Source organism: Nocardioides pymetrozini (genome assembly GCF_046058985.1).
Classification (GTDB): domain Bacteria; phylum Actinomycetota; class Actinomycetes; order Propionibacteriales; family Nocardioidaceae; genus Nocardioides.
In genome coordinates, this window is sequence record NZ_CP175556.1 from 1878778 (window position 1) to 1897360 (window position 18583).

Sequence of the window (18583 nt, forward strand, 5' to 3'; positions counted from 1 at the left end):
GGAGGGGTGGCGGTGGAGAACGGGAGCCGGCGGCGCGACCGCGCGCTGGTCGCGGGGACGGTCGCGCTCGTCCTCGCCGGGCTGCTGGCCTGGCTACTGCTGCGCGGCGGGGACGAGCCCGCGGAGCCGCGTGCCGTCGTCCCCCCGCCGAGCGCGGCGCCGACGCCGACGCCCGCGCCCACGCCGCCGCCCGACCCGTGCGCGCGGCCCGCGACCTCGGGCTTCGCGCCGACGTCGATCACCGTCGAGGGCGTGGTCCGCAGGGCCCGGGTGCTCGCCCTGCCGCGCGACGCGGCAGGGGTGCCCGGGGTCCCGCCCGTCTCCGACAAGCTGTCCGTCGCCTGGGACCGCGGCGGGGTCCGGCCGGGCTCGGAGCAGGGCCATGTCCTGCTCAACACCCACACCTGGCCGGACGGCTCCGCCCTGGGCAACAGGCTGCTGGCCGGTCTCGAGGTCGGTGGGCGGCTGGTCCTCCGCGCGGGCGACCAGGTGGCCTGCTACGCCGTCACGGAGCGGACCGAGGTCCTCGCCACCGACGGCTTCCCGGGCTGGGACGCGGTCGACGGGCCGCCCGAGGTCGTCATCGTGGTCTGCTCGGGTGAGCGGCGCGGCCCGGGGGACTGGACGCACCGGACGCTGTGGTTCGCCAGCCCGGTCGCGACGGCTACCTGACCGGCTCCGGCACGTCGACGCGGCCGTTCGCCGCGGCGGGCACGTGTCGCTCCAGCACCAGGGCCATGACCGCGATGGCGGCACAGCCGGCCACCATCACCGCGATGTACGCCGCCGCCAGGTCGTGCTCGAGCAGGAAGCCCGCCACGACCGGTCCGGCGATCGCCCCGCCCTGGAACGCGGCGGCGGTGATCGCGTTGTAGCGCCCGCGGGTGCGGTCGGTCGCCAGGTCGTTGGCGATGGCGGGGACGGTCGGCTGCAGCAGCGTCTCGCCGAGCGCGAACACCGCCATGTAGGCGAGCACGCCGACCACCGCCAGGCCGCCGCCCGGGACGACACCGGCCACGCCGAGCAGGCCCCACGCCACCGCCCAGACCCCCGCCATCGCCACCATCACGCGGGTGCGCAGGTGCCTCTTGATCCGGCTGAGCACGGAGAACTGGAGCACCACGATGACGACGGTGTTCACCGCGAAGGCCAGGCCGACGGTGCGCGTCGAGACCTCTGCGGCCTGCCGGGCGAAGCCCGGGAACCCCGCCTCGTGCTGTCCGTAGCCGATGAAGGTGCCGACGAAGGTGAGCAGGGTCAGCCAGCGCACCGCCGGCTGCCTGAGGATCGCCAGGTAGCCCACGGCCGCCGGCGCGGTCCCGTCCTCCGGCTCCGCGGCGCGGCCGTGCACGTGGCGGAGCGGGCCGAGGAGCAGGGCCATGGGGACCAGTCCGGTGAGGGCGTCGCCGAGGAAGATCGCGGTGAAGGTCTCCGGCTGGCCGACGTCGGCGAACAGCCCCCCGACCACGCCGCCGACACCGATGCCCAGGTTGACCAGCGCGAAGTTGATGCCGAAGTAGGTCTGGCGCAGCTCGCCGTCGACCACGGCCGCGATGAGGGCGTTGAAGGCCGGCCAGGAGACGCCGAAGTTGAAGCCGACAAGCACCAGCGCCACCGCGGCGGCGGCGGGGGTGGTGGCGAAGGCGAGCAGCACATTGCCCACGACCATCGCGACCAGGCCGACGAGCAGGACCGCCCGCGCGCCGTACCGGTCGACCAGCGCGCCGCCGGGTCCGGTCACCAGGAGGCCGACGACGGCGATGAGCGCCATCAGCGTCCCCGACAGGCCGAGCTCGAAGCCGCGGACCTCGTGCAGGTAGATCAGTGTGAACGGCAGGGTCAGGCCGCGGCCGAGGGTCTGGATCGCGACGGTGGACAGCAGCCAGCGGCCCTCGGCGGGGAGGGCGGCCCAGAAGGTCCTCACGGCGCGGACTTGGCCGGCAGCGTCGCGGCGTACGACGCACCGCGGCGCACCCAGTCGGCGAGCGCCGCGTCCGTGGCGAGCTCGTCGAGGTCGACGCGCAGCCAGCCGGCCATCGGCCGGCCGCGCATCTCCATCGGGTAGGCAGGGGTCGTGGCGACGAGCTGCTCGCTCTCGGCGGGGTCGACGCGCACGAGGAGACCGCCCTGGCCACTGGCGGCGAGCGCCATGTTGCCGGCGACCATGAACCCCAGCCCCCCGAACATCCTCTTCTCGGTCAGCTCGCGGTCGGCCACGGTGGCCTCCTCGGCGAGGAGGTCGCGCACCCGCCTGGCCAGCTCTTCGTCGTACGCCATGTCAGGAGGCTAGGGCCTGCCACCGACACTCCTCGACCGGGTCATGGCCGCTGCCAGGCGGGGTCGCGCCCGATGAACCCGATCAGCCGGTCCTGCCAGGGGGCGTCGTCAGCGACCGGCACACGGGGGCCGTACTGGCCGCTGTGGCGCAGCACCTCGTCGAGCGGCTCCATGCCCTCGTACATCGTCCGGCAGCGCTCGGCGTCGAGGGTGTCGTCCTGACCGGTCGCGCGCGCCAGGTCCCAGGTGTGCAGGAAGACGTCTCCGGTGTAGAGCCGCGCCACCGCCTGGGGGAGGGGCATCGCCGGCAGCCGCGGGTGGGCGAACGTGACGTCCGCGCTGGTCGGGTCGTCGAGGACGCGCTGCACCGCGTCCGCGTGGTGCTCCCAGGCGGCGACCGGGTCGTCGTCGACCGACGGGCCGGGCTCCAGCCGGATGCCGGCACCGTCGGCCAGGAAGGCGGGAAACCACTCGACCAGGTGGCGGACCACGTCGCGGGCCCGCCAGTCGGCGACGGGGGTGGGGGAGTCCCAGTCGGCCACCCCGCGGACCCTGTCGCCGAAGGTGCCCGCGATGCTGCGGTGCTCCTCGGCGGGGCTGTCGGGGATCACTCGGCGGCGCCCGTCAGCCGGGCGAGCAGCGTGTCGAGGGCGTCGTACCCCTCGTTGACGCCGACCTCCATGCCGCTGGCGAGCATCCCGGCGCGGGACTCGAAGTCGTAGACGACGGACAGCGCCTCGAGCCGGGTGCGTCCCCCGGGCAGCTCGTGGAACACGACGGTGTCGAGGCTGACCGCCTCGGGCATCTCCTCGAAGCCGAAGGTCTGCACGATCCGCTCGTTGGGGGTGACCCGGTGCACCGATCCGTAGAAGTGGGCGACCTCCTCGCCGTCACGCGTCGCGGTGTAGCGGTACTCGCCGCCGGTGCGCAGGTCCCAGACCTCGATGTCCATGTCGATCGAGTGGGGGCCCAGCCACTGCGTGACGAGCTCGGGCTCGACGTGGGCGCGGTAGACCAGCTCGCGCGGGGCGTCGAACTCCCGCACGATCCGCACGGTCGGGACGTCGGGGTCGGCCTCGATGGTGGTGCCGGGGGAGTCGGTGGCCATGCTGCTCATCCTGCTGCTCATCCTGCTGCTCATCCTGCTGCTCATCCTGCTGCTCCTCGCTGCTCGCTCGTGCTCTCGGTGCTCACCGGGTCCGTGCCCTGCATCCGGGCGAGGACCTGGTCGAGCCGTTGGTAGCGCTCCTCGACCTGGCGCCGATAGCGCTCGATCCATGCCGTCATCAGGTCGAACACCTCCGCGTCCAGGTGCACCGGGCGGCGCTGAGCGTCGCGGCTGCGCCGCACCAGGCCGGCCTCCTCGAGCACCTTGAGGTGCTTGGAGACCGCCTGGAGGGAGACGTCGTACGGCGCCGCCAGCTCACTCACGGTCGCGTCGCCGGCCGCGAGCCGGGCCACCATGTCGCGCCGGGTCGGGTCGGCGAGGGCGCCGAAGACCCGGGACAGCCGGTCGTCCTGTTCAACCACGAGGTTGAGTAAACCCGTCCCCGCAGGCGTTGTCAACCGTTCGGTTGAGTACCTGTCAGCCGCGCACCATCGGCGGCTGCACCAGCCTGGCGGGACCGCGGCGGTAGAGCAGTGCGCGCCGTCCGCCCGCCTCGGCCGCCTCGCCGCGCGCGTCGGTCGGGACCACGAAGCCCTCGGTGCCCAGCACCTTGCGGCGGAAGTTGCCGAGGTCCGGGGGAGTGCCCCAGACGGCGGCGTACACGCGACGCAGCTCGGGCAGGGTGAAGGGCTCTGCCACGAACTCGGTGGCCAGCGTCGTGTACTCCAGCTTCGCGCGCACCCGCTCGCGGGCATCCACCAGGATCTGGCGGTGGTCGAAGGCCAGGGTCGGGCCGTCCTCGCCCTCCAGCAGGTCGTCGACGACCCACCAGCGCGCATCGGACGCATCGGTGCCGGCCTGCGGCTCGGGCAGGTCGGGTGCGAGGGCGACATGGGCCACCGACACCACCCGCATGCGCGGGTCGCGGTCGGGGGCGGAGTAGGTGCGCAGCTGCTCGAGATGCCCGAAGCGCGCGGAGTCGCTGAGGCCGGTCTCCTCCCGCAGCTCGCGCCAGGCCGCCTGCTCGGCGTCCTCGTCCGGCTCGACGAACCCGCCCGGCAGCGCCCACGAGCCGGCGAAGGGCTCCTCGCCGCGCTCCACGAGGAGGACGGCGAGCGCGCCGTCGCGGATCGTGAAGATCGCCAGGTCGACCGCGACGGCGAAGGGCGGGTGCTCGGCGCTCATCGGGTCACCTCGACCCCGGCGGCGGCCATCTCGGCGAGCGCCGCCTGGGATGACGCCGGCGCGACGCCGGCGTGCAGGCCGTCGAGCAGACGCACCCGGAAGCCGGCCGCGACCGCGTCGAGCGCGGTGGCGCGCACGCAGTAGTCGGTGGCGATGCCGGTGACGTCCACCTCCGTGACACCCGCGTCGCGGAGCAGGTCGGCGAGCCGCTCCCCGGTGTCGGTGACGCCCTCGAAGGCCGAGTACGCCGGCTCGCCCATGCCCTTGACCACGTGGTGCGTGACCGCGTCGGTGACCAGCTCGGGCGCATAGTCCGAGCCGGCCTCGCCCTGCACGCAGTGCACCGGCCAGGTGGTCACGAAGTCCGGGTCCTCGCCCGGCGGGTGGAAGTGGCCGCCGTTGGTCTCGCCCGCCTCGTGCCCCGGCAGGTGCCAGTCGCGCGACGCCGCGATGACGGCGTACTCGCCGGCGTGCTCGGCGAGGTGCTCGCTGATCCGGCTCGCGACCTCGTGCCCGCCCGCGACGCCGAGCGACCCGCCCTCGACGAAGTCGTTCTGGACGTCGACGACCACCAGGGCCCTGGTGCTCCCGCTCGTCGTGCTCCCGCTCGTCGTGCTCTCGGTCATCGTGCTCTCGCTCATGGTGCTCTCCTCGTGGAGGGTGGTGGTCAGGTACGCCGGTCCCGCCGCGACCGTGCGCGCGTCCGGCGGCAGCGTGGCGAGGGTCCGTGCCGCGAAGGCGCGCACCTCGCTCAGCGCAGGGCGGTGGACGACCTCGCCCGCCCGGACGAGGGGCACCTGGACCGGCCGTGCCGCCGCGTCGGGGGCGGGGGCGTCCTGGCCGGTGAACCACTCGGCCACCAGCGTGCCGTCGGCGGCGTACGCGCGGTAGGCGCGCTTGCGGCCGCCGACCGAGCCCTTGTCCTTGGACTTCTTCGCCACCGACCGCAGCGGCTCACCCGGTCCGTCGGCGATGGCGACGAGCTTGTAGACCATGCTCGCGGTGGGATGTCCCGAGCCGGTGGCCACGCGGGTGCCGACGCCGTAGCCGTCGATCGGGGCGTCGGCGAGCGCCGTGATCACGAACTCGTCCAGGTCGCTGGTGACCACGATCCGGGTGTCGGTCGCGCCGAGCTCGTCGAGCAGGAGGCGCGCCTTGTGGGACTCCTCGGCCAGGTCGCCCGAGTCGATGCGCACGGCGCCGAGGCCGGTGCCGGCGACCTCGACGGCGGTGCGGATGCCCTCGGCGATGTCGTAGGTGTCGACCAGCAGTGTGGTCCCCGCCCCGAGCGCCGCGACCTGGCTACGGAAGGCGTCGGCCTCGGTGTCGTGGGCCAGGGTGAACGCGTGCGCGGCGGTGCCCGCGGTCGGGACGCCGTACCTGCGTCCGGCGGCGAGGTTGCTCGTCGTCGCGAAGCCCGCGAGGTAGGCCGCCCGGGCGGTGGCGACGGCCGCCTCCTCGTGGGTGCGTCGCCCGCCCATCTCGATGATCGGCCGGCCCTGCGCGGCGTCGACCATCCGTGCGGCGGCGCTCGCGATGGCCGTGTCGTGGTTGAGGATGCTCAGCACCAGGGTCTCCAGCAGCAGGCACTCCCCGAGGGACCCGGTGACGGTGAGGATCGGGCTTCCGGGGAAGTAGAGGTCGCCCTCGCGGTAGCCGTCGATGTCGCCGGAGAACCGGAAGTCCGCCAGCCATCGCGCGGTCTCCGCCCCGATCACGCCCTGCTCCTGCAGCCAGGCGAGCTCGTCGGCGTCGTACGAGAAGCGCTCGACCGCGTCCAGCAGCCGGCCGAGTCCGGCGAGCATGCCGTAGCGCCGACCCTCCGGGAGGCGGCGGGCGAACGCCTCGAAGACCGCCGGGCGTCCCGCGCTGCCGTCGCGCACGAAGGAGTCCAGCATGGTCAGCTCGTAGCGGTCGGTGAGCAGGCCGGTCGTCGGTCCGGTCGTCGGTCCCGTGCGGTCCATCGCAGCTCCTCGATGTTGTAGTCAGAATGACTATAACATCATTCCTCTAGGGTCCCAGCATGGCGCGCGGGGACGAGGCGGACGAGGCCGCCGCCTACGAGCGCCATCTCGCCGCGAACGAGCGCGACAGACGCCGGGCCCAGGGCTCCTACTACACGCCTGCCGAGCTCGTCGGCTGGGTCCTCGACCGCGCGCTCCCGGGTGCGGTCAGCGTGCTCGACCCGGCCTGCGGCACCGGCCACTTCCTCGTGGCGGCGGCGCGGCGCCTGGGCGTCGGGGCGGTGCGCGGGTCCGACCTCGACCCCGAGGCCGTGCGGATCGCGCGGGAGCGGTTGCACGCCCTCGACCCCGCCGTCCCGCGGGAGCAGATCGAGCGACAGGTCGTCGTGGCCGACGGGCTGGCCGCCTGGGAGGGCCGCACGTTCGACGCCGTGGTGGGCAACCCGCCGTTCCTCGGACAGCTCCGGCGTCGGTCCGCCGGGCGGAGCGAGGAGCACCGGCGCGGGCTGGGCGCCTACACCGACACCAGCGCCGTGTTCCTGCGCCGGGCGCTCGACCTCGCCGCCCCCGGCGGGGTCGTCGCTCTGGTGCAGCCAATCTCGGTCCTGGCCGCGCGCGATGCGGGCCCGGTGCGGGAGGCCGTCGCCGCGCGCGGCGCGGTCACCGAGCTGTGGTGTGGCGACCGGCCGGTGTTCGCGGGGACGTCGGTGCTGACCTGTGTGCCCGTCGTACGGATCGGGGCGCGGCCGGGCACCGACCCGGACGGCTGGGGATCGCTCGCGGCGCCGGTCTTCGGGATCCCGGGCGTCCGGCTCGAGGACGGCACCGGCACGCTGGGCGAACTCGCGGCATGCACCGCGGACTTCCGGGACCAGTACTACGGCCTGGCCCCCTTCGTCCGCGACCGGCTGCCGGGCGGGACGCCGCTGGTGACCACCGGCCTGATCGACCCGGCCGAGTCGCGCTGGGGGAGGGTGCCGACCCGCTTCGCTCGCCAGGCGTACGCCGCGCCCGCGGTCGACCTCGCCGCGCTCCACGCCGACGGGACGCTGGCCGAGTGGGCCGCCTCCCGGCTGGTGCCGAAGCTGCTCGTGGCCGGGCAGGGCCGCGTGATCGAGGCCGTCGTGGACGAGGCGGGCGCCTGGCTGCCGTCGGTGCCGGTGGTGAGCGTCGTACCGCGGGAGCCGGGGGACCTGTGGCGGCTGCTGGCCGTGCTGCTCGCCCCGCCCGTCGTCGCGCACGCCGCGACGCGCTATCTCGGCTCCGGCCTGACCCCGGGCTCGGTCAAGGTCAGCGCCCGCCAGCTCGCCGCGCTGCCGCTGCCGCCCGACGTCGCGGCATGGGCGGAGGGCGCCCGCCTGGCCGAGGAGGCGCAACGCGCGGCCGACGCCGACCGCTCGGCGCTCCTCGCGGCCGCCGGCCGGGCGATGACCGCCGCCTACCGCGCGTCCCCGGACACCTTCGACTGGTGGTGGCGCCGCATCAGCGCCCGCGGAGGCGGCGGCTGAGGATGGCGGCGGTCGAGACGACGGCGTCGGCGAGGCGGTCACGCTGGCGCGTGTCGAGCTCGTCGGCCGGGTAGGTGGCCGCGACGCCGGCGACGGGCATCTCGTTGTGGTCGAGGACGGCGGCCGCGACGCTCGCCATCCCGTCGGTGACCTCCCCGTCCTCGACGGCGTAGGCGCGCTGTCGGGTCTCGGCGAGCACCGAGCGCAGCGCCGTCGGCGAGCCGGGCCCGCGGCCGGTGCGGTCCACGAAGGCGGCGCGGTCGGGATAGAGCGCCCGGACCTGGCTGGCCGGCAGGTGGGCGAGGATGGCGCGGCCGCTGGCGGTCAGGTGCGACGGCAGCCGGACGCCGACGTCGGTCACCAGTGGCGGCCGGCCGGGGGCACGCTCCTCGACGACGTAGAGCACGTCGCGCCCGTGCGGCACCGCGAGGTGCGCGCTGTGCCCGGTCCGGTCGACGAGGGTGGCGAGCGGGCGCCGGGCGAGCCGCTGCAGGGGTGCCTGGCGCGCGTAGCCGGAGCCGACCTCGAACGCCGCGACGCCGAGCCCGTAGCGGCGGTCGTCGGCCAGGTGGACGACGAACCCCTCGTCGGCCATCGCCTGCAGCAGGTGGTACGTCGTCGACCGCGGGATCCCGAGCTCGCGCGCGATCCGCTCGACGGCCACCGGCTCCGGCTGGCCGGCGAGGAAGCGCAGCACCCGCAGCGCCCGCGTCGCGGCGGGGACCTGTGCCATGCGCAGTCCTCTCTCGGCCGGCCGCCCGGGTCGGGCAAGTCTCGGATCTGAGACTCATCATGGCCCTTCGCTCTGGTGCGCGCCACCCCCGGTTGGTGGAATCGGAGCATGGAGAATGTGACGATCGGTACGGGCGCGGTCTCGTTCGAGGATGTGGTGGCGGTGGCCCGCGGCGGCGCCGGTGTCGTGCTCAGCGACGAGGCCCTTGCCGCGATCGACAAGGCGCGTGCGGTCATCGAGGACCTCGCCGCGTCCCCCACGCCGCACTACGGCGTCTCCACCGGCTTCGGCGCCCTCGCCACCCGCCACATCGCCCCCGAGCTGCGGGCCCAGCTCCAGCGCTCGCTGGTCCGCTCGCACGCCGCGGGCAGCGGCCCCGAGGTCGAGCGCGAGGTCGTGCGCGGCCTCATGCTGCTGCGCCTGTCCACGCTCGCGACCGGACGCACCGGCGTACGACGCGAGACCGCCGAGCTGCTCGCCGCGCTCCTGACGCACGGGATCACCCCGGTCGTCCACGAGTACGGCTCGCTCGGGTGCTCCGGCGACCTCGCCCCGTTGGCACACTGCGCACTCGCGCTGATGGGCGAGGGGCCGGTCCGCACCGCCGACGGCGAGCTGACCGACGCCGCGACCGCTCTCGCTGCCGCGGGCCTCACGCCGGTCGAGCTGCAGGAGAAGGAGGGCCTCGCCCTCATCAACGGCACCGACGGCATGCTCGGCATGCTCGTCCTCGCGCTGCACGACCTGACCGACCTGCTGAAGGTCGCCGACATCTCCGCGGCCATGTCGGTCGAGGGCCAGCTCGGCACCGACCGGGTCTTCGCGGCGGAGCTGCAGGCGATCCGCCCGCATCCCGGCCAGGCGGCGTCCGCGGCCAACCTCACCGCGCTCCTGCGCGACTCCGGCGTCGTCGCCTCGCATCGCGGCCCCGACTGCAACCGGGTCCAGGACGCCTACTCGCTGCGCTGCTCCCCCCAGGTCCACGGCGGCGTGCGCGACACCGTCGCCCACGCGGCCTCGGTCGCGGCGCGCGAGCTCGCCTCGGCCGTCGACAACCCCGTCGTCCTCGCAGACGAGGGCCGCGTGGAGTCCAACGGCAACTTCCACGGCGCTCCCGTCGCCTACGTGCTCGACTTCCTGGCGATCGTCACCGCCGACCTCGCCTCCATCTCGGAGCGTCGTACCGACCGCTTCCTCGACAAGGCGCGCAACCACGGGCTGCCGCCCTTCCTGGCCGACGACCCCGGCGTCGACTCGGGCCTGATGATCGCGCAGTACACCCAGGCCGCGATCGTCTCCGAGCTCAAGCGCCTGGCCAACCCGGCCAGCGTCGACTCCATCCCGAGCAGCGCGATGCAGGAGGACCACGTCTCGATGGGCTGGTCGGCCGCGCGCAAGCTGCGCCGGGCCGTCGACGGCCTGACCCGGGTGCTGGCCATCGAGCTGATGGCCGCCTCCCGCGCGCTCAACCTGCGGGTCTCGACAGGCTCGACCAGCGGCACCACCCCCAGCCCGGCCACCGGCGCCGTCGTGGACCTGCTCCGCGACGCCGGCGTCGGCGGACCCGGCACCGACCGATTCCTCGCTCCCGAGATCGAAACCGCCTACCAGCTCGTCGCCGACCGCTCCGTGACCGCGGCCGTCGCGAACGTGATCGGAGAACTCGCATGACCACCTCATCTGGCCAGACCAACCCCCGCCTGCCGATCCACGCGGCCACCGGCACCGAGCTGACCGCGAAGTCGTGGCAGACCGAGGCCCCGTTGCGGATGCTGATGAACAACCTCGACCCCGAGAACGCGGAGCGTCCCGAGGACCTCGTCGTGTACGGCGGCACCGGCAAGGCCGCCCGCAGCTGGGAGGCGTACGACGCCCTGGTGCGCACCCTGCGCGACCTCGAGGACGACGAGACCATGCTCGTGCAGAGCGGCAAGCCGGTCGGCGTGTGGAAGACCAACAAGTGGGCGCCTCGCGTCCTCATCGCCAACTCCAACCTGGTCGGCGACTGGGCCAACTGGGAGGAGTTCCGGCGCCTGGAGGAGATGGGCCTGACCATGTACGGCCAGATGACGGCCGGCTCCTGGATCTACATCGGCACCCAGGGCATCCTGCAGGGCACCTTCGAGACCTTCGCCGCCGTCGCGGACAAGCGCTTCGGCGGCACCCTCGCGGGCACGATCACGCTGACCGCCGGCCTCGGCGGCATGGGCGGCGCGCAGCCGCTCGCCGTCACGATGAACGACGGCGTCGCGATCTGCGTCGACGTCGACCAGAGCCGGATCGCCCGCCGCATCGAGCACCGCTACCTCGACGTCCAGGCCGACGACCTCGAGCATGCCCTCGAGCTGGCCGTCCAGGCGCGCGACGAGCGGCGTGGTCTCTCGATCGGCCTGCTCGGCAACGCCGCGGAGATCTTCCCGAGGCTGCTCGAGATGAAGGCGCCGATCGACATCGTCACCGACCAGACGTCGGCGCACGACCCATTGTCCTATCTCCCCGCGGGCGTGCCGTTCGAGGAGTGGCACGAGCGCACCGAGCGTGACCCGGAGGGCTTCACCAAGGAGGCGCAGGCCTCGATGGCCGCGCACGTGCGGGCGATGGTGGAGTTCCAGGACGCCGGCGCCGAGGTGTTCGACTACGGCAACTCGATCCGCGACGAGGCGCGCAAGGGCGGCTACGACCGCGCATTCGAGTTCCCGGGCTTCGTGCCGGCGTACATCCGGCCGCTGTTCTGCGAGGGCAAGGGCCCCTTCCGCTGGGCCGCGCTCTCCGGCGACCCGGCCGACATCGCCGCCACCGACAAGGCGATCCTCGAGCTGTTCCCTCCCAGCGAGAAGCCGGAGTACGAGCGGCTCCACAAGTGGATCGGCATGGCCCAGGAGCGGGTCCACTACCAGGGCCTCCCGGCGCGCATCTGCTGGCTGGGCTACAAGGAGCGCCACCTGGCGGGCCTGAAGTTCAACGAGATGGTCAAGAGTGGCGAGCTCAAGGCGCCGATCGTGATCGGTCGCGACCACCTCGACTGCGGCTCGGTCGCCTCGCCGTACCGCGAGACCGAGGCCATGCTCGACGGCTCCGACGCCATCGCCGACTGGCCGCTGCTCAACGCGATGACCGCAGTCGCCTCGGGCGCCACCTGGGTGTCGCTGCACCACGGGGGCGGCGTCGGCATGGGCCGCTCGATCCACTCCGGCCAGGTGTGCGTCGCCGACGGCACCGAGCTGGCGGCTGCGAAGATCGAGGCCGTGCTGACCAACGACCCGGGCATGGGCGTCATCCGCCACGTCGACGCCGGCTACGACCGGGCGATCGAGGTGGCCGCCGAGCGCGGCGTGCGGATCCCCATGCAGGAAGGCTGATCGTGGCCCAGGTTGCCGACTTCGAGCAGATGTGGCGCGACCTCGTGCCCATCGGCCGCTCGGCGTCGTCCGGCGGCTACTTCCGTCAGCCGTGGCACGCCGCCGAGCTCGAGCTGCGTGCGTGGTTCCGCGAGGCGGCGACCGTGCGCGGGCTCGAGGTCGAGGAGGACCCCTTCGGCAACCTGGTCGCGTGGTGGTCTCCTCCGGCGGTCGAGGTGCGAGGAGCGCCGGCGACGAGCCTCGAGACCCCGGGCGCCGTCCTGACCGGCTCGCACCTCGACTCCGTCCTCGACGGTGGCGCGTACGACGGCCCGCTCGGCGTCGTCTCGTCGTTCGCCGCCCTCGACCTGATGCGTGAGCGCGGCGTGGTGCCGGCCCGACGCCTCGGCGTCGCGGCCTTCGTCGAGGAGGAGGGCTCCCGCTTCGGCCGGGCCTGCCTCGGCTCGCGGCTCGCGGTGGGCGCCACGACCTGGGAGGACGCGCGCGAGCTGACCGACCGCGACGGCGTCCGCCTCGGCGACGTCGTGGCGGGTCCGGCCGACGGGGCCCGCTCCACCCTGCTGGACGGCGTCGCCACCTACGTGGAGCTCCACGTCGAGCAGGGCCGCGGCCTGGTCGACCTCGACGCCGCGGTGGGCGTGCACGACGGGATCTGGCCGCATGGCCGCTACCGCTACGACATCGCCGGCCGCGCCGACCATGCGGGCACCACCCGGATGGAGGACCGCGCCGACCCGATGCTGACCTTCGCGATGACCGCGCTCGCCGCGAACAAGCAGGCGCGGGTGCAGGGACAGCGAGCCACCTTCGGCCGGATCGACGTGCGCCCCAACGGCACCAACGCCGTGCCGTCCCACGTCACCGGGTGGCTGGACGCCCGGGCCGAGTCCGATGCCGCGCTCGCCTCCCTGGTGGGCGAGATCGAGCGCCAGGCCACCGAGCGTGCGGAGCGCGACGGCACCACCGTCACCGTGACGGCCGAGTCCGTGAGCGGCGAGGTCGCCTTCGACACCGCCCTGCGCGACGAGCTCGCGGGTCGCCTGGGGGGCGTGCCCGTGCTGCCCACGCAGGCCGGTCACGACGCCGGCATCCTGCAGGAGGCCGGCATCCCCACCGCCATGCTGTTCGTCCGCAACCCGTCGGGCGTCTCCCACTCGCCGTACGAGAGCGCGGAGATGGCCGACTGCCTCGCCGGTGTGGCCGCGCTCGCGGACTCCCTGACCGGCCTCGTGAGCGGGGAGGCGCCGGCGTGACCGCCTACCTGCTCGAGCATGCCTGGGTCGACGGCCGCGTGCGGGACACCGTCCGGGTCGAGGTCGAGCACGGCCGGATCACCGCGGTCGTGCCCGACGCGACCGCGACCGGCGTCCCCCTGCGGGGCCTGACGCTGCCCGGGTTCGCCAACACCCACAGCCACGCGTTCCACCGCGCGCTGCGCGGCCGGACGCAGACCGACCGCGGGACGTTCTGGACCTGGCGGGAGCAGATGTACGCCGTAGCGGGGCGGCTGGACCCGGACACCTACTACGAGCTCGCGAAGGCGACCTACGCCGAGATGGTGGCCTCCGGCTACACCGCGGTCGGCGAGTTCCACTACCTGCACCACCAGCCCGACGGGACGCCGTACGACGACCCGAACGCGATGGGCAACGCCCTGCTCGCCGCTGCCCGGGACGCGGGCATCCGGATCACCCTGCTCGACACGCTCTACCTGTCCAGCGGCTTCGGTGCGGCGCCCGAGGGCGTGCAGCGCCGCTTCGACGACCGGTCGGCCGACGCCTGGCGGGAGCGCGTCTCGGCGCTCGCTCCGCTCACCGGCGCCGCCGCCCGGATCGGCGTCGCCGCCCACTCCGTGCGGGCGGTGCCGGCCGAGGCGCTGAAGGCGGTCGCGGCGTACGTCGAGCAGGGGACGCCGGTCCACGTGCACCTCTCCGAGCAGGTCAAGGAGAACGAGGACTGCGTCGCCGCCCACGGTGTCACCCCGACCCGGCTCCTCGCCGACCACGGTGTGCTCGGCCCGATGACGAGCGCCGTCCACGCCACGCACCTCACCGCCGCGGACATCCGCCTGCTGGGGGAGGCCCGCGCGTTCGCGTCCTTCTGCCCCACGACCGAGCGCGACCTGGGCGACGGGATCGGCCCGGCACGGCGGCTGCAGGCCGCCGGCTCCGTGCTGACCCTCGGCTCCGACAGCCACGCCGTGATCGACGCCTTCGAGGAGATGCGCGCGGTCGAGATGGACGAGCGCCTGGCCACTCAGGCCCGCGGCCACTGGAGCGCCGGCGAGCTCCTCGCCGCGGCGACCGCCGACGGCCACCGCAGCCTCGGCTTCGAGGACGCCGGCGAGATCGCGGTCGGCCGGCGGGCCGACCTCGTCACCATCGACCTGGCCTCGCCGCGCACGGCCGGCACCGGCGGGGACGAGCACACGGCCGTCTTCGCCGCGGGAGCAGCCGACGTGACCCACGTCCTGGTGGACGGCAGGGTGGCCTTCGACGGCGACCACGGCCGGGTCGGACGCGCGCTGAGCGAGGTCATCGGAAGGATCTGGAAGCCATGAGCCTGCTCATCACCAACATCGGCGAGCTCGTCACCAACGACCCCGCCGCCGCGGAGACGGGCGACCCGCTCGGCATCCGCAACGACGCCGCGGTGGTCGTCTCCGACGGCCGGGTCGCCTGGGTCGGCGCGGCGGCCGACGCGCCGGACGCCGACGAGGTGTTCGACGCCCAGGGCCGTGCGGTCCTGCCGGGCTTCGTCGACAGCCACAGCCACCTGGTGTTCGCGGGCGACCGGTCGCTGGAGTTCCAGGCCCGGATGGCGGGGGAGTCCTATGCCGCCGGCGGGATCCGCACCACGGTCGCGGCCACCCGCGCGGCCTCCGACGACCAGCTCGCGGCCGGGGTCGCCCGGCACGTCGCGGAGATGCGCCGGCAGGGCACCACGACCCTGGAGATCAAGTCCGGCTACGGGCTGTCCGTCGCGGACGAGGCGCGCTCGCTGGAGGTCGCGCGGCAGTTCACCGACGAGACCACCTTCCTCGGCGCCCACGTCGTCGCGCCGGAGTACGCCGACGACCCGGCGGCCTATGTCGACCTGGTCACCGGGCCGATGCTCGAGGCCGCGGCCCCGCACGCCCGCTGGATCGACGTGTTCTGCGAGCGCGGCGCGTTCGACGAGGACCAGGCCCGCACCATCCTCGCCGCGGGAGCGGCCGCCGGGCTGAGGGGACGGCTGCACGCCAACCAGCTCGGCGAGGGACCGGGCGTCCGGCTCGCCGCCGAGCTCGGCCTGACCGCCGTCGACCACTGCACCTATCTCACCGACGACGACGTGCACGCCCTGCGCGACGCCGGGACGGTCGCGACCCTGCTGCCCGGCGTGGAGTTCTCGACCCGGCACCCCTACCCGTCGGCCCGCCGGCTGGTCGACGCGGGCGTCACCGTGGCGATCGCCAGCGACTGCAACCCCGGCTCCTGCTACACCAGCTCGCTGCCGTTTTGCATCGCGCTGGCCGTGCGGGAGATGGGGATGACGCCCGCCGAGGCGGTCTGGGCGGCCACGGCCGGTGGCGCGCGGGCGCTGGGCCGCACCGACGTGGGCGCCCTGGTGCCGGGCGCGCGGGGCGACATGGTCCTGCTCGACGCTCCCACGCACGTGCACCTGGCGTACCGGCCGGGGGTGCCGCTCGTCGCGCGCACCTGGAGCGCCTGACGCCCGCCTCGCCTACGCTGGGGCCATGAGCCGGAGGCGCGCCATCGGGCTGTCGGTCGGCGGGGTCCTGGTCGTCGTCCTCGTGGCCGCGCTGGCGCTCTTCCAGCCCTGGCTGCTGTTCGTCGACGAGACCGTCACGGAGGGTGACGACCCCGGCGCCGTCGTGGGTACGGCGTCCGGCGGGCTGTCCGACTCGGCCGTCCCCTCCGCGACGGACGGCGCGCGGACGAGGGTCGTGCTCGCGTCGGCGTCGTTCATCGACGCCGAGCACGGCACCTCGGGCCGTGCCGTCGTCTACCGACGCAGCGACGGCAGCCGCTTCCTGCGGATCGAGGACCTCGACACGTCCAACGGCCCGGACCTGCACGTGTGGCTCACCGATCGGCGCAGCGGCGGGGACTGCGAGGGCTGCCGCGACTCGTGGGGGACCTACGACGACGGCGCCTACGTCCGCCTCGGCGCGCTCAAGGGCAACCAGGGCAGTCAGAACTACGAGATCCCCGACGACGCCGACCTGGGCGCGATGCGCTCGGTCGTGATCTGGTGCGACCGGTTCAACGTCGCCTTCGGCACCGCCGCGATCGCCTGAGGCGCCGCCGGTGCGGCGCTGGCAGTCCTTCGACGGCGGTTGACCGGATCTCTCTCGCCCGCCACACCGCGGGGACGGGAGGATCCCCCCATGACGACCGAGCCTGCCGCCATCGCCCCCGACACCAAGGACTGGACCTGGGTGCTCACCGAGCCCTGCCCGGAGTGCGGGTACGACGCCGCCGCGGTCGACCGGCGCGCTCTCGGCTCGCTGGTGCGCGACAACGCGGAGTTCTGGTCGCGCGCCCTCGCCCGGCCCGGCGCGCAGGAGCGCCCCTCGCCGACGGTGTGGTCGCCGACCGAGTACGGCTGTCACGTCCGGGACGTGAACCGGATCTTCTCCGTGCGCCTGGCGCAGCTGCTCACCGAGGACGACCCGCGGTTCGCGAACTGGGACCAGGACGAGACCGCCCGGACCGAGCGGTACGACGAGCAGCGGGCCGCGGACGTCGTCCCGGACCTGGTGGCGGCCGCCGAGGCCGTCGCCTCCGCGTACGACGCCGTCCCCGACGACGCGTGGAGCCGTCCCGGCCGGCGCAGCGACGGCAGCGTCTTCACGGTGGAGACGCTCGGCGCCTACCACCTGCACGACCTGGTGCATCACCGCTGGGACGTCCGGTGGATCATGGGGGAGTGAGGCACACCGAGTTCTGGGCACGCATGGACCGCCATCTCGGTGACGGCTACGCCCGGGTGTGGGCCGACAGCTTCGTGATCGCGGCGCTCGACCACCGGACGGCCGCCGAGGCGCTCGACGCGGGCGTCACGCCCAAGGAGGTCTGGCGCGCCGTCTGGGAGGTCCTCGAGCTGCCGGCGAGCGAGCGGTGACCGGCCTCGCCGGTCGCGTGGAGCCCGACCTGGTCGCGGGCGCCCTGCAGCGGCGCACGGTCCGCGTCCTCGTCCTCACCCAGGCCGTGGGCGCGGTCGGGATCACGATCGGCATCGCCACCGCGTCGCTGCTCGCCCGCGACCTGTCCGGATCCGAGGCGATGTCGGGGCTCGCGCAGACCGCTCAGGTGCTGGGCGCGGCCGTGATCTCCTTCCTGCTCGCGCCGCTGATGGCGCGGCGGGGGCGTCGTACCGGACTCATGACGGGCTACGTCGTCGGCTCTGCGGGCGGACTGACGGCCGTCCTCGCGGGCGTCGTCGGCTCGATGGCGCTGCTGCTGGTGGGCGCGATGATGCTCGGCGCGGCGACCTCGGCCAACAACGCCGCCCGGTACGCCGCCACCGACCTCGCCACGGACGCGAACCGCGCCCGCTCCCTCTCCGTCGTCGTCTGGGCGACCACGATCGGCGCGGTCGCGGGCCCCAACCTGACCGGCCCGGCCGGTGCGCTCGCAGATGCCGTCGGGATCCCCGAGCTGACCGGACCGTTCGCGATCGGCGCGATCGGCATGCTCCTGGCCGCCCTCGCGGTCGGCCTGCTGCTGCGTCCCGACCCGCTGCTCACCGCCCAGCGGGTCGCGGCCGGCGGTGCCACGACCCCGGTCGCCCGCCCGACCGGCTCCTCGTGGAGCCGCACCGCGGCGACCGTGCGCGAGCGGCCGGTGCTGGGCTACGCGATCGCGGGCCTGGCCCTGACCCACGCCACGATGATCGGCGTGATGACGATGACGCCGCTGCACATGGAGCACGGCGGCTCGGGTCTCGAGGTGATCGGCGTCGTGATCAGCGTGCATGTGCTCGGCATGTTCGCCTTCTCCCCGCTCGTCGGGATGCTCGCGGACCGGGTGGGTCGCCCGCCGGTGCTCGCCGCCGGGGGAGGCGTCCTGCTCGCCGCGCTGCTGCTGTGCGCCTCGGCGCCCGCCGGGATGTCCTGGCAGGTCACGGCGGGGCTGTTCCTGCTGGGCGTCGGCTGGTCGTTGGCGATGGTCGCGTCCTCGACGCTGGTCGCCGAGCACGCGCCGCTGGTGGTGCGCACCGACGTCCAGGGCGTGTCCGACCTGGTGATGGGCCTGACCGCCGCGGCCGCCGGAGCCGTCGCGGGCGTCGTCGTCGGCGCCGCGGGCTATCCCGCGCTGGCGCTCGCCAGCCTGCTGCTGGTGCTGGGCGTGCTCGGCTGTGCGGCCCGGGCGATGGTGGAGTCCCGCGCCGCCGGCGGGGCGGAGCCGACACGCCGGGCCGGCTGACGCGACTTCGAACAG

General features: G+C 74.3%; 19 protein-coding genes and 1 pseudogene. 11 read left to right on the plus strand and 9 right to left on the minus strand.

The genetic code is table 11. The annotated features are described in order from the left end of the window. Positions 1-6 precede the first annotated feature (6 nt). Positions 7-672: a class F sortase gene (locus tag ACJ5H2_RS09115; protein ID WP_408899252.1), complete on the plus strand. Its 666-nt coding sequence runs from the start codon at positions 7-9 to the stop codon at positions 670-672. Here ACJ5H2_RS09115 and ACJ5H2_RS09120 read toward each other — a convergent pair. The 8 genes and pseudogenes from ACJ5H2_RS09120 to ACJ5H2_RS09155 form a co-directional block, all read right to left on the minus strand. Next, entirely contained in the window at positions 665-1924 is a 1260-nt protein-coding gene (locus tag ACJ5H2_RS09120) for an MFS transporter (RefSeq protein ID WP_408899253.1), read from the minus strand. The genes ACJ5H2_RS09115 and ACJ5H2_RS09120 overlap by 8 nt on opposite strands. Beyond that, a complete protein-coding gene (locus ACJ5H2_RS09125) occupies positions 1921-2277 on the minus strand; it encodes a TfoX/Sxy family protein (RefSeq protein ID WP_408899254.1) in 357 nt (118 codons plus the stop codon). Before ACJ5H2_RS09125 ends, ACJ5H2_RS09120 begins: the two co-directional genes overlap by 4 nt. A 41-nt stretch (positions 2278-2318) precedes the next feature. Further along, a complete protein-coding gene (locus ACJ5H2_RS09130) occupies positions 2319-2888 on the minus strand; it encodes a TIGR03086 family metal-binding protein (RefSeq protein ID WP_408899255.1) in 570 nt (189 codons plus the stop codon). After that, positions 2885-3430: an SRPBCC family protein gene (locus tag ACJ5H2_RS09135; protein ID WP_408899256.1), complete on the minus strand. Its 546-nt coding sequence runs from the start codon at positions 3428-3430 to the stop codon at positions 2885-2887. Before ACJ5H2_RS09135 ends, ACJ5H2_RS09130 begins: the two co-directional genes overlap by 4 nt. Continuing rightward, the gene (locus ACJ5H2_RS09140; RefSeq protein ID WP_408899257.1) at positions 3427-3807 is read right to left on the minus strand and encodes an ArsR/SmtB family transcription factor; all 381 of its coding nucleotides are present in this window, start codon (positions 3805-3807) and stop codon (positions 3427-3429) included. The genes ACJ5H2_RS09135 and ACJ5H2_RS09140 overlap by 4 nt, the downstream gene beginning before the upstream one ends. A gap of 55 nt (positions 3808-3862) precedes the next feature. Next, positions 3863-4570: an NUDIX hydrolase gene (locus ACJ5H2_RS09145; protein WP_408899258.1), complete on the minus strand. Its 708-nt coding sequence runs from the start codon at positions 4568-4570 to the stop codon at positions 3863-3865. Beyond that, positions 4567-5196: an isochorismatase family protein gene (locus tag ACJ5H2_RS09150; protein ID WP_408899610.1), complete on the minus strand. Its 630-nt coding sequence runs from the start codon at positions 5194-5196 to the stop codon at positions 4567-4569. The genes ACJ5H2_RS09145 and ACJ5H2_RS09150 overlap by 4 nt, the downstream gene beginning before the upstream one ends. After that, positions 5170-6534 (minus strand): annotated as a pseudogene (locus tag ACJ5H2_RS09155) (nicotinate phosphoribosyltransferase); the annotation flags it as partial. The gene ACJ5H2_RS09150 and the pseudogene ACJ5H2_RS09155, both read right to left, overlap by 27 nt. Positions 6535-6593: 59 nt before the next feature. Between ACJ5H2_RS09155 and ACJ5H2_RS09160 the strand changes: the two are divergent. After that, positions 6594-8042 (plus strand): class I SAM-dependent DNA methyltransferase, encoded by a 1449-nt coding sequence (locus tag ACJ5H2_RS09160; protein WP_408899259.1) that lies wholly within the window; start codon positions 6594-6596, stop codon positions 8040-8042. Here the strand turns inward: ACJ5H2_RS09160 and ACJ5H2_RS09165 are convergent. Then, entirely contained in the window at positions 8017-8775 is a 759-nt protein-coding gene (locus ACJ5H2_RS09165) for an IclR family transcriptional regulator (protein WP_408899260.1), read from the minus strand. The two genes, ACJ5H2_RS09160 and ACJ5H2_RS09165, sit on opposite strands and share 26 nt — an antisense overlap. A 108-nt stretch (positions 8776-8883) precedes the next feature. On the opposite strand from ACJ5H2_RS09165, the gene hutH reads away from it, so the two are divergent. The 9 genes from hutH to ACJ5H2_RS09210 all read left to right on the plus strand — a co-directional run bounded on the left by hutH (position 8884) and on the right by ACJ5H2_RS09210 (position 18568). Next, positions 8884-10446 carry a histidine ammonia-lyase gene (hutH, locus tag ACJ5H2_RS09170; protein ID WP_408899261.1) on the plus strand — a complete coding sequence of 521 codons (1563 nt, stop codon included), beginning with the start codon at positions 8884-8886 and terminating at the stop codon, positions 10444-10446. Next, the gene (hutU, locus tag ACJ5H2_RS09175) at positions 10443-12134 is read left to right on the plus strand and encodes a urocanate hydratase (protein ID WP_408899262.1); all 1692 of its coding nucleotides are present in this window, start codon (positions 10443-10445) and stop codon (positions 12132-12134) included. The genes hutH and hutU overlap by 4 nt, the downstream gene beginning before the upstream one ends. Before the next feature lie 2 nt (positions 12135-12136). Continuing rightward, positions 12137-13387, plus strand: a complete 1251-nt coding sequence (locus tag ACJ5H2_RS09180) for an allantoate amidohydrolase (protein ID WP_408899263.1) — start codon at positions 12137-12139, stop codon at positions 13385-13387. After that, a complete protein-coding gene (locus ACJ5H2_RS09185; protein ID WP_408899264.1) occupies positions 13384-14694 on the plus strand; it encodes a formimidoylglutamate deiminase in 1311 nt (436 codons plus the stop codon). Before ACJ5H2_RS09180 ends, ACJ5H2_RS09185 begins: the two co-directional genes overlap by 4 nt. Further along, positions 14691-15848, plus strand: a complete 1158-nt coding sequence (gene hutI, locus ACJ5H2_RS09190; protein WP_408899265.1) for an imidazolonepropionase — start codon at positions 14691-14693, stop codon at positions 15846-15848. The genes ACJ5H2_RS09185 and hutI overlap by 4 nt, the downstream gene beginning before the upstream one ends. A 25-nt stretch (positions 15849-15873) precedes the next feature. Continuing rightward, the gene (locus ACJ5H2_RS09195) at positions 15874-16437 is read left to right on the plus strand and encodes a DM13 domain-containing protein (protein WP_408899266.1); all 564 of its coding nucleotides are present in this window, start codon (positions 15874-15876) and stop codon (positions 16435-16437) included. Positions 16438-16527: 90 nt separating this feature from the next. Beyond that, positions 16528-17073, plus strand: a complete 546-nt coding sequence (locus ACJ5H2_RS09200; protein ID WP_408899267.1) for a DinB family protein — start codon at positions 16528-16530, stop codon at positions 17071-17073. After that, the gene (locus tag ACJ5H2_RS09205) at positions 17070-17264 is read left to right on the plus strand and encodes a DUF3046 domain-containing protein (RefSeq protein WP_408899268.1); all 195 of its coding nucleotides are present in this window, start codon (positions 17070-17072) and stop codon (positions 17262-17264) included. Before ACJ5H2_RS09200 ends, ACJ5H2_RS09205 begins: the two co-directional genes overlap by 4 nt. Continuing rightward, positions 17261-18568: an MFS transporter gene (locus ACJ5H2_RS09210; protein ID WP_408899269.1), complete on the plus strand. Its 1308-nt coding sequence runs from the start codon at positions 17261-17263 to the stop codon at positions 18566-18568. The genes ACJ5H2_RS09205 and ACJ5H2_RS09210 overlap by 4 nt, the downstream gene beginning before the upstream one ends. The last annotated feature ends 15 nt before the right edge of the window (positions 18569-18583 follow it).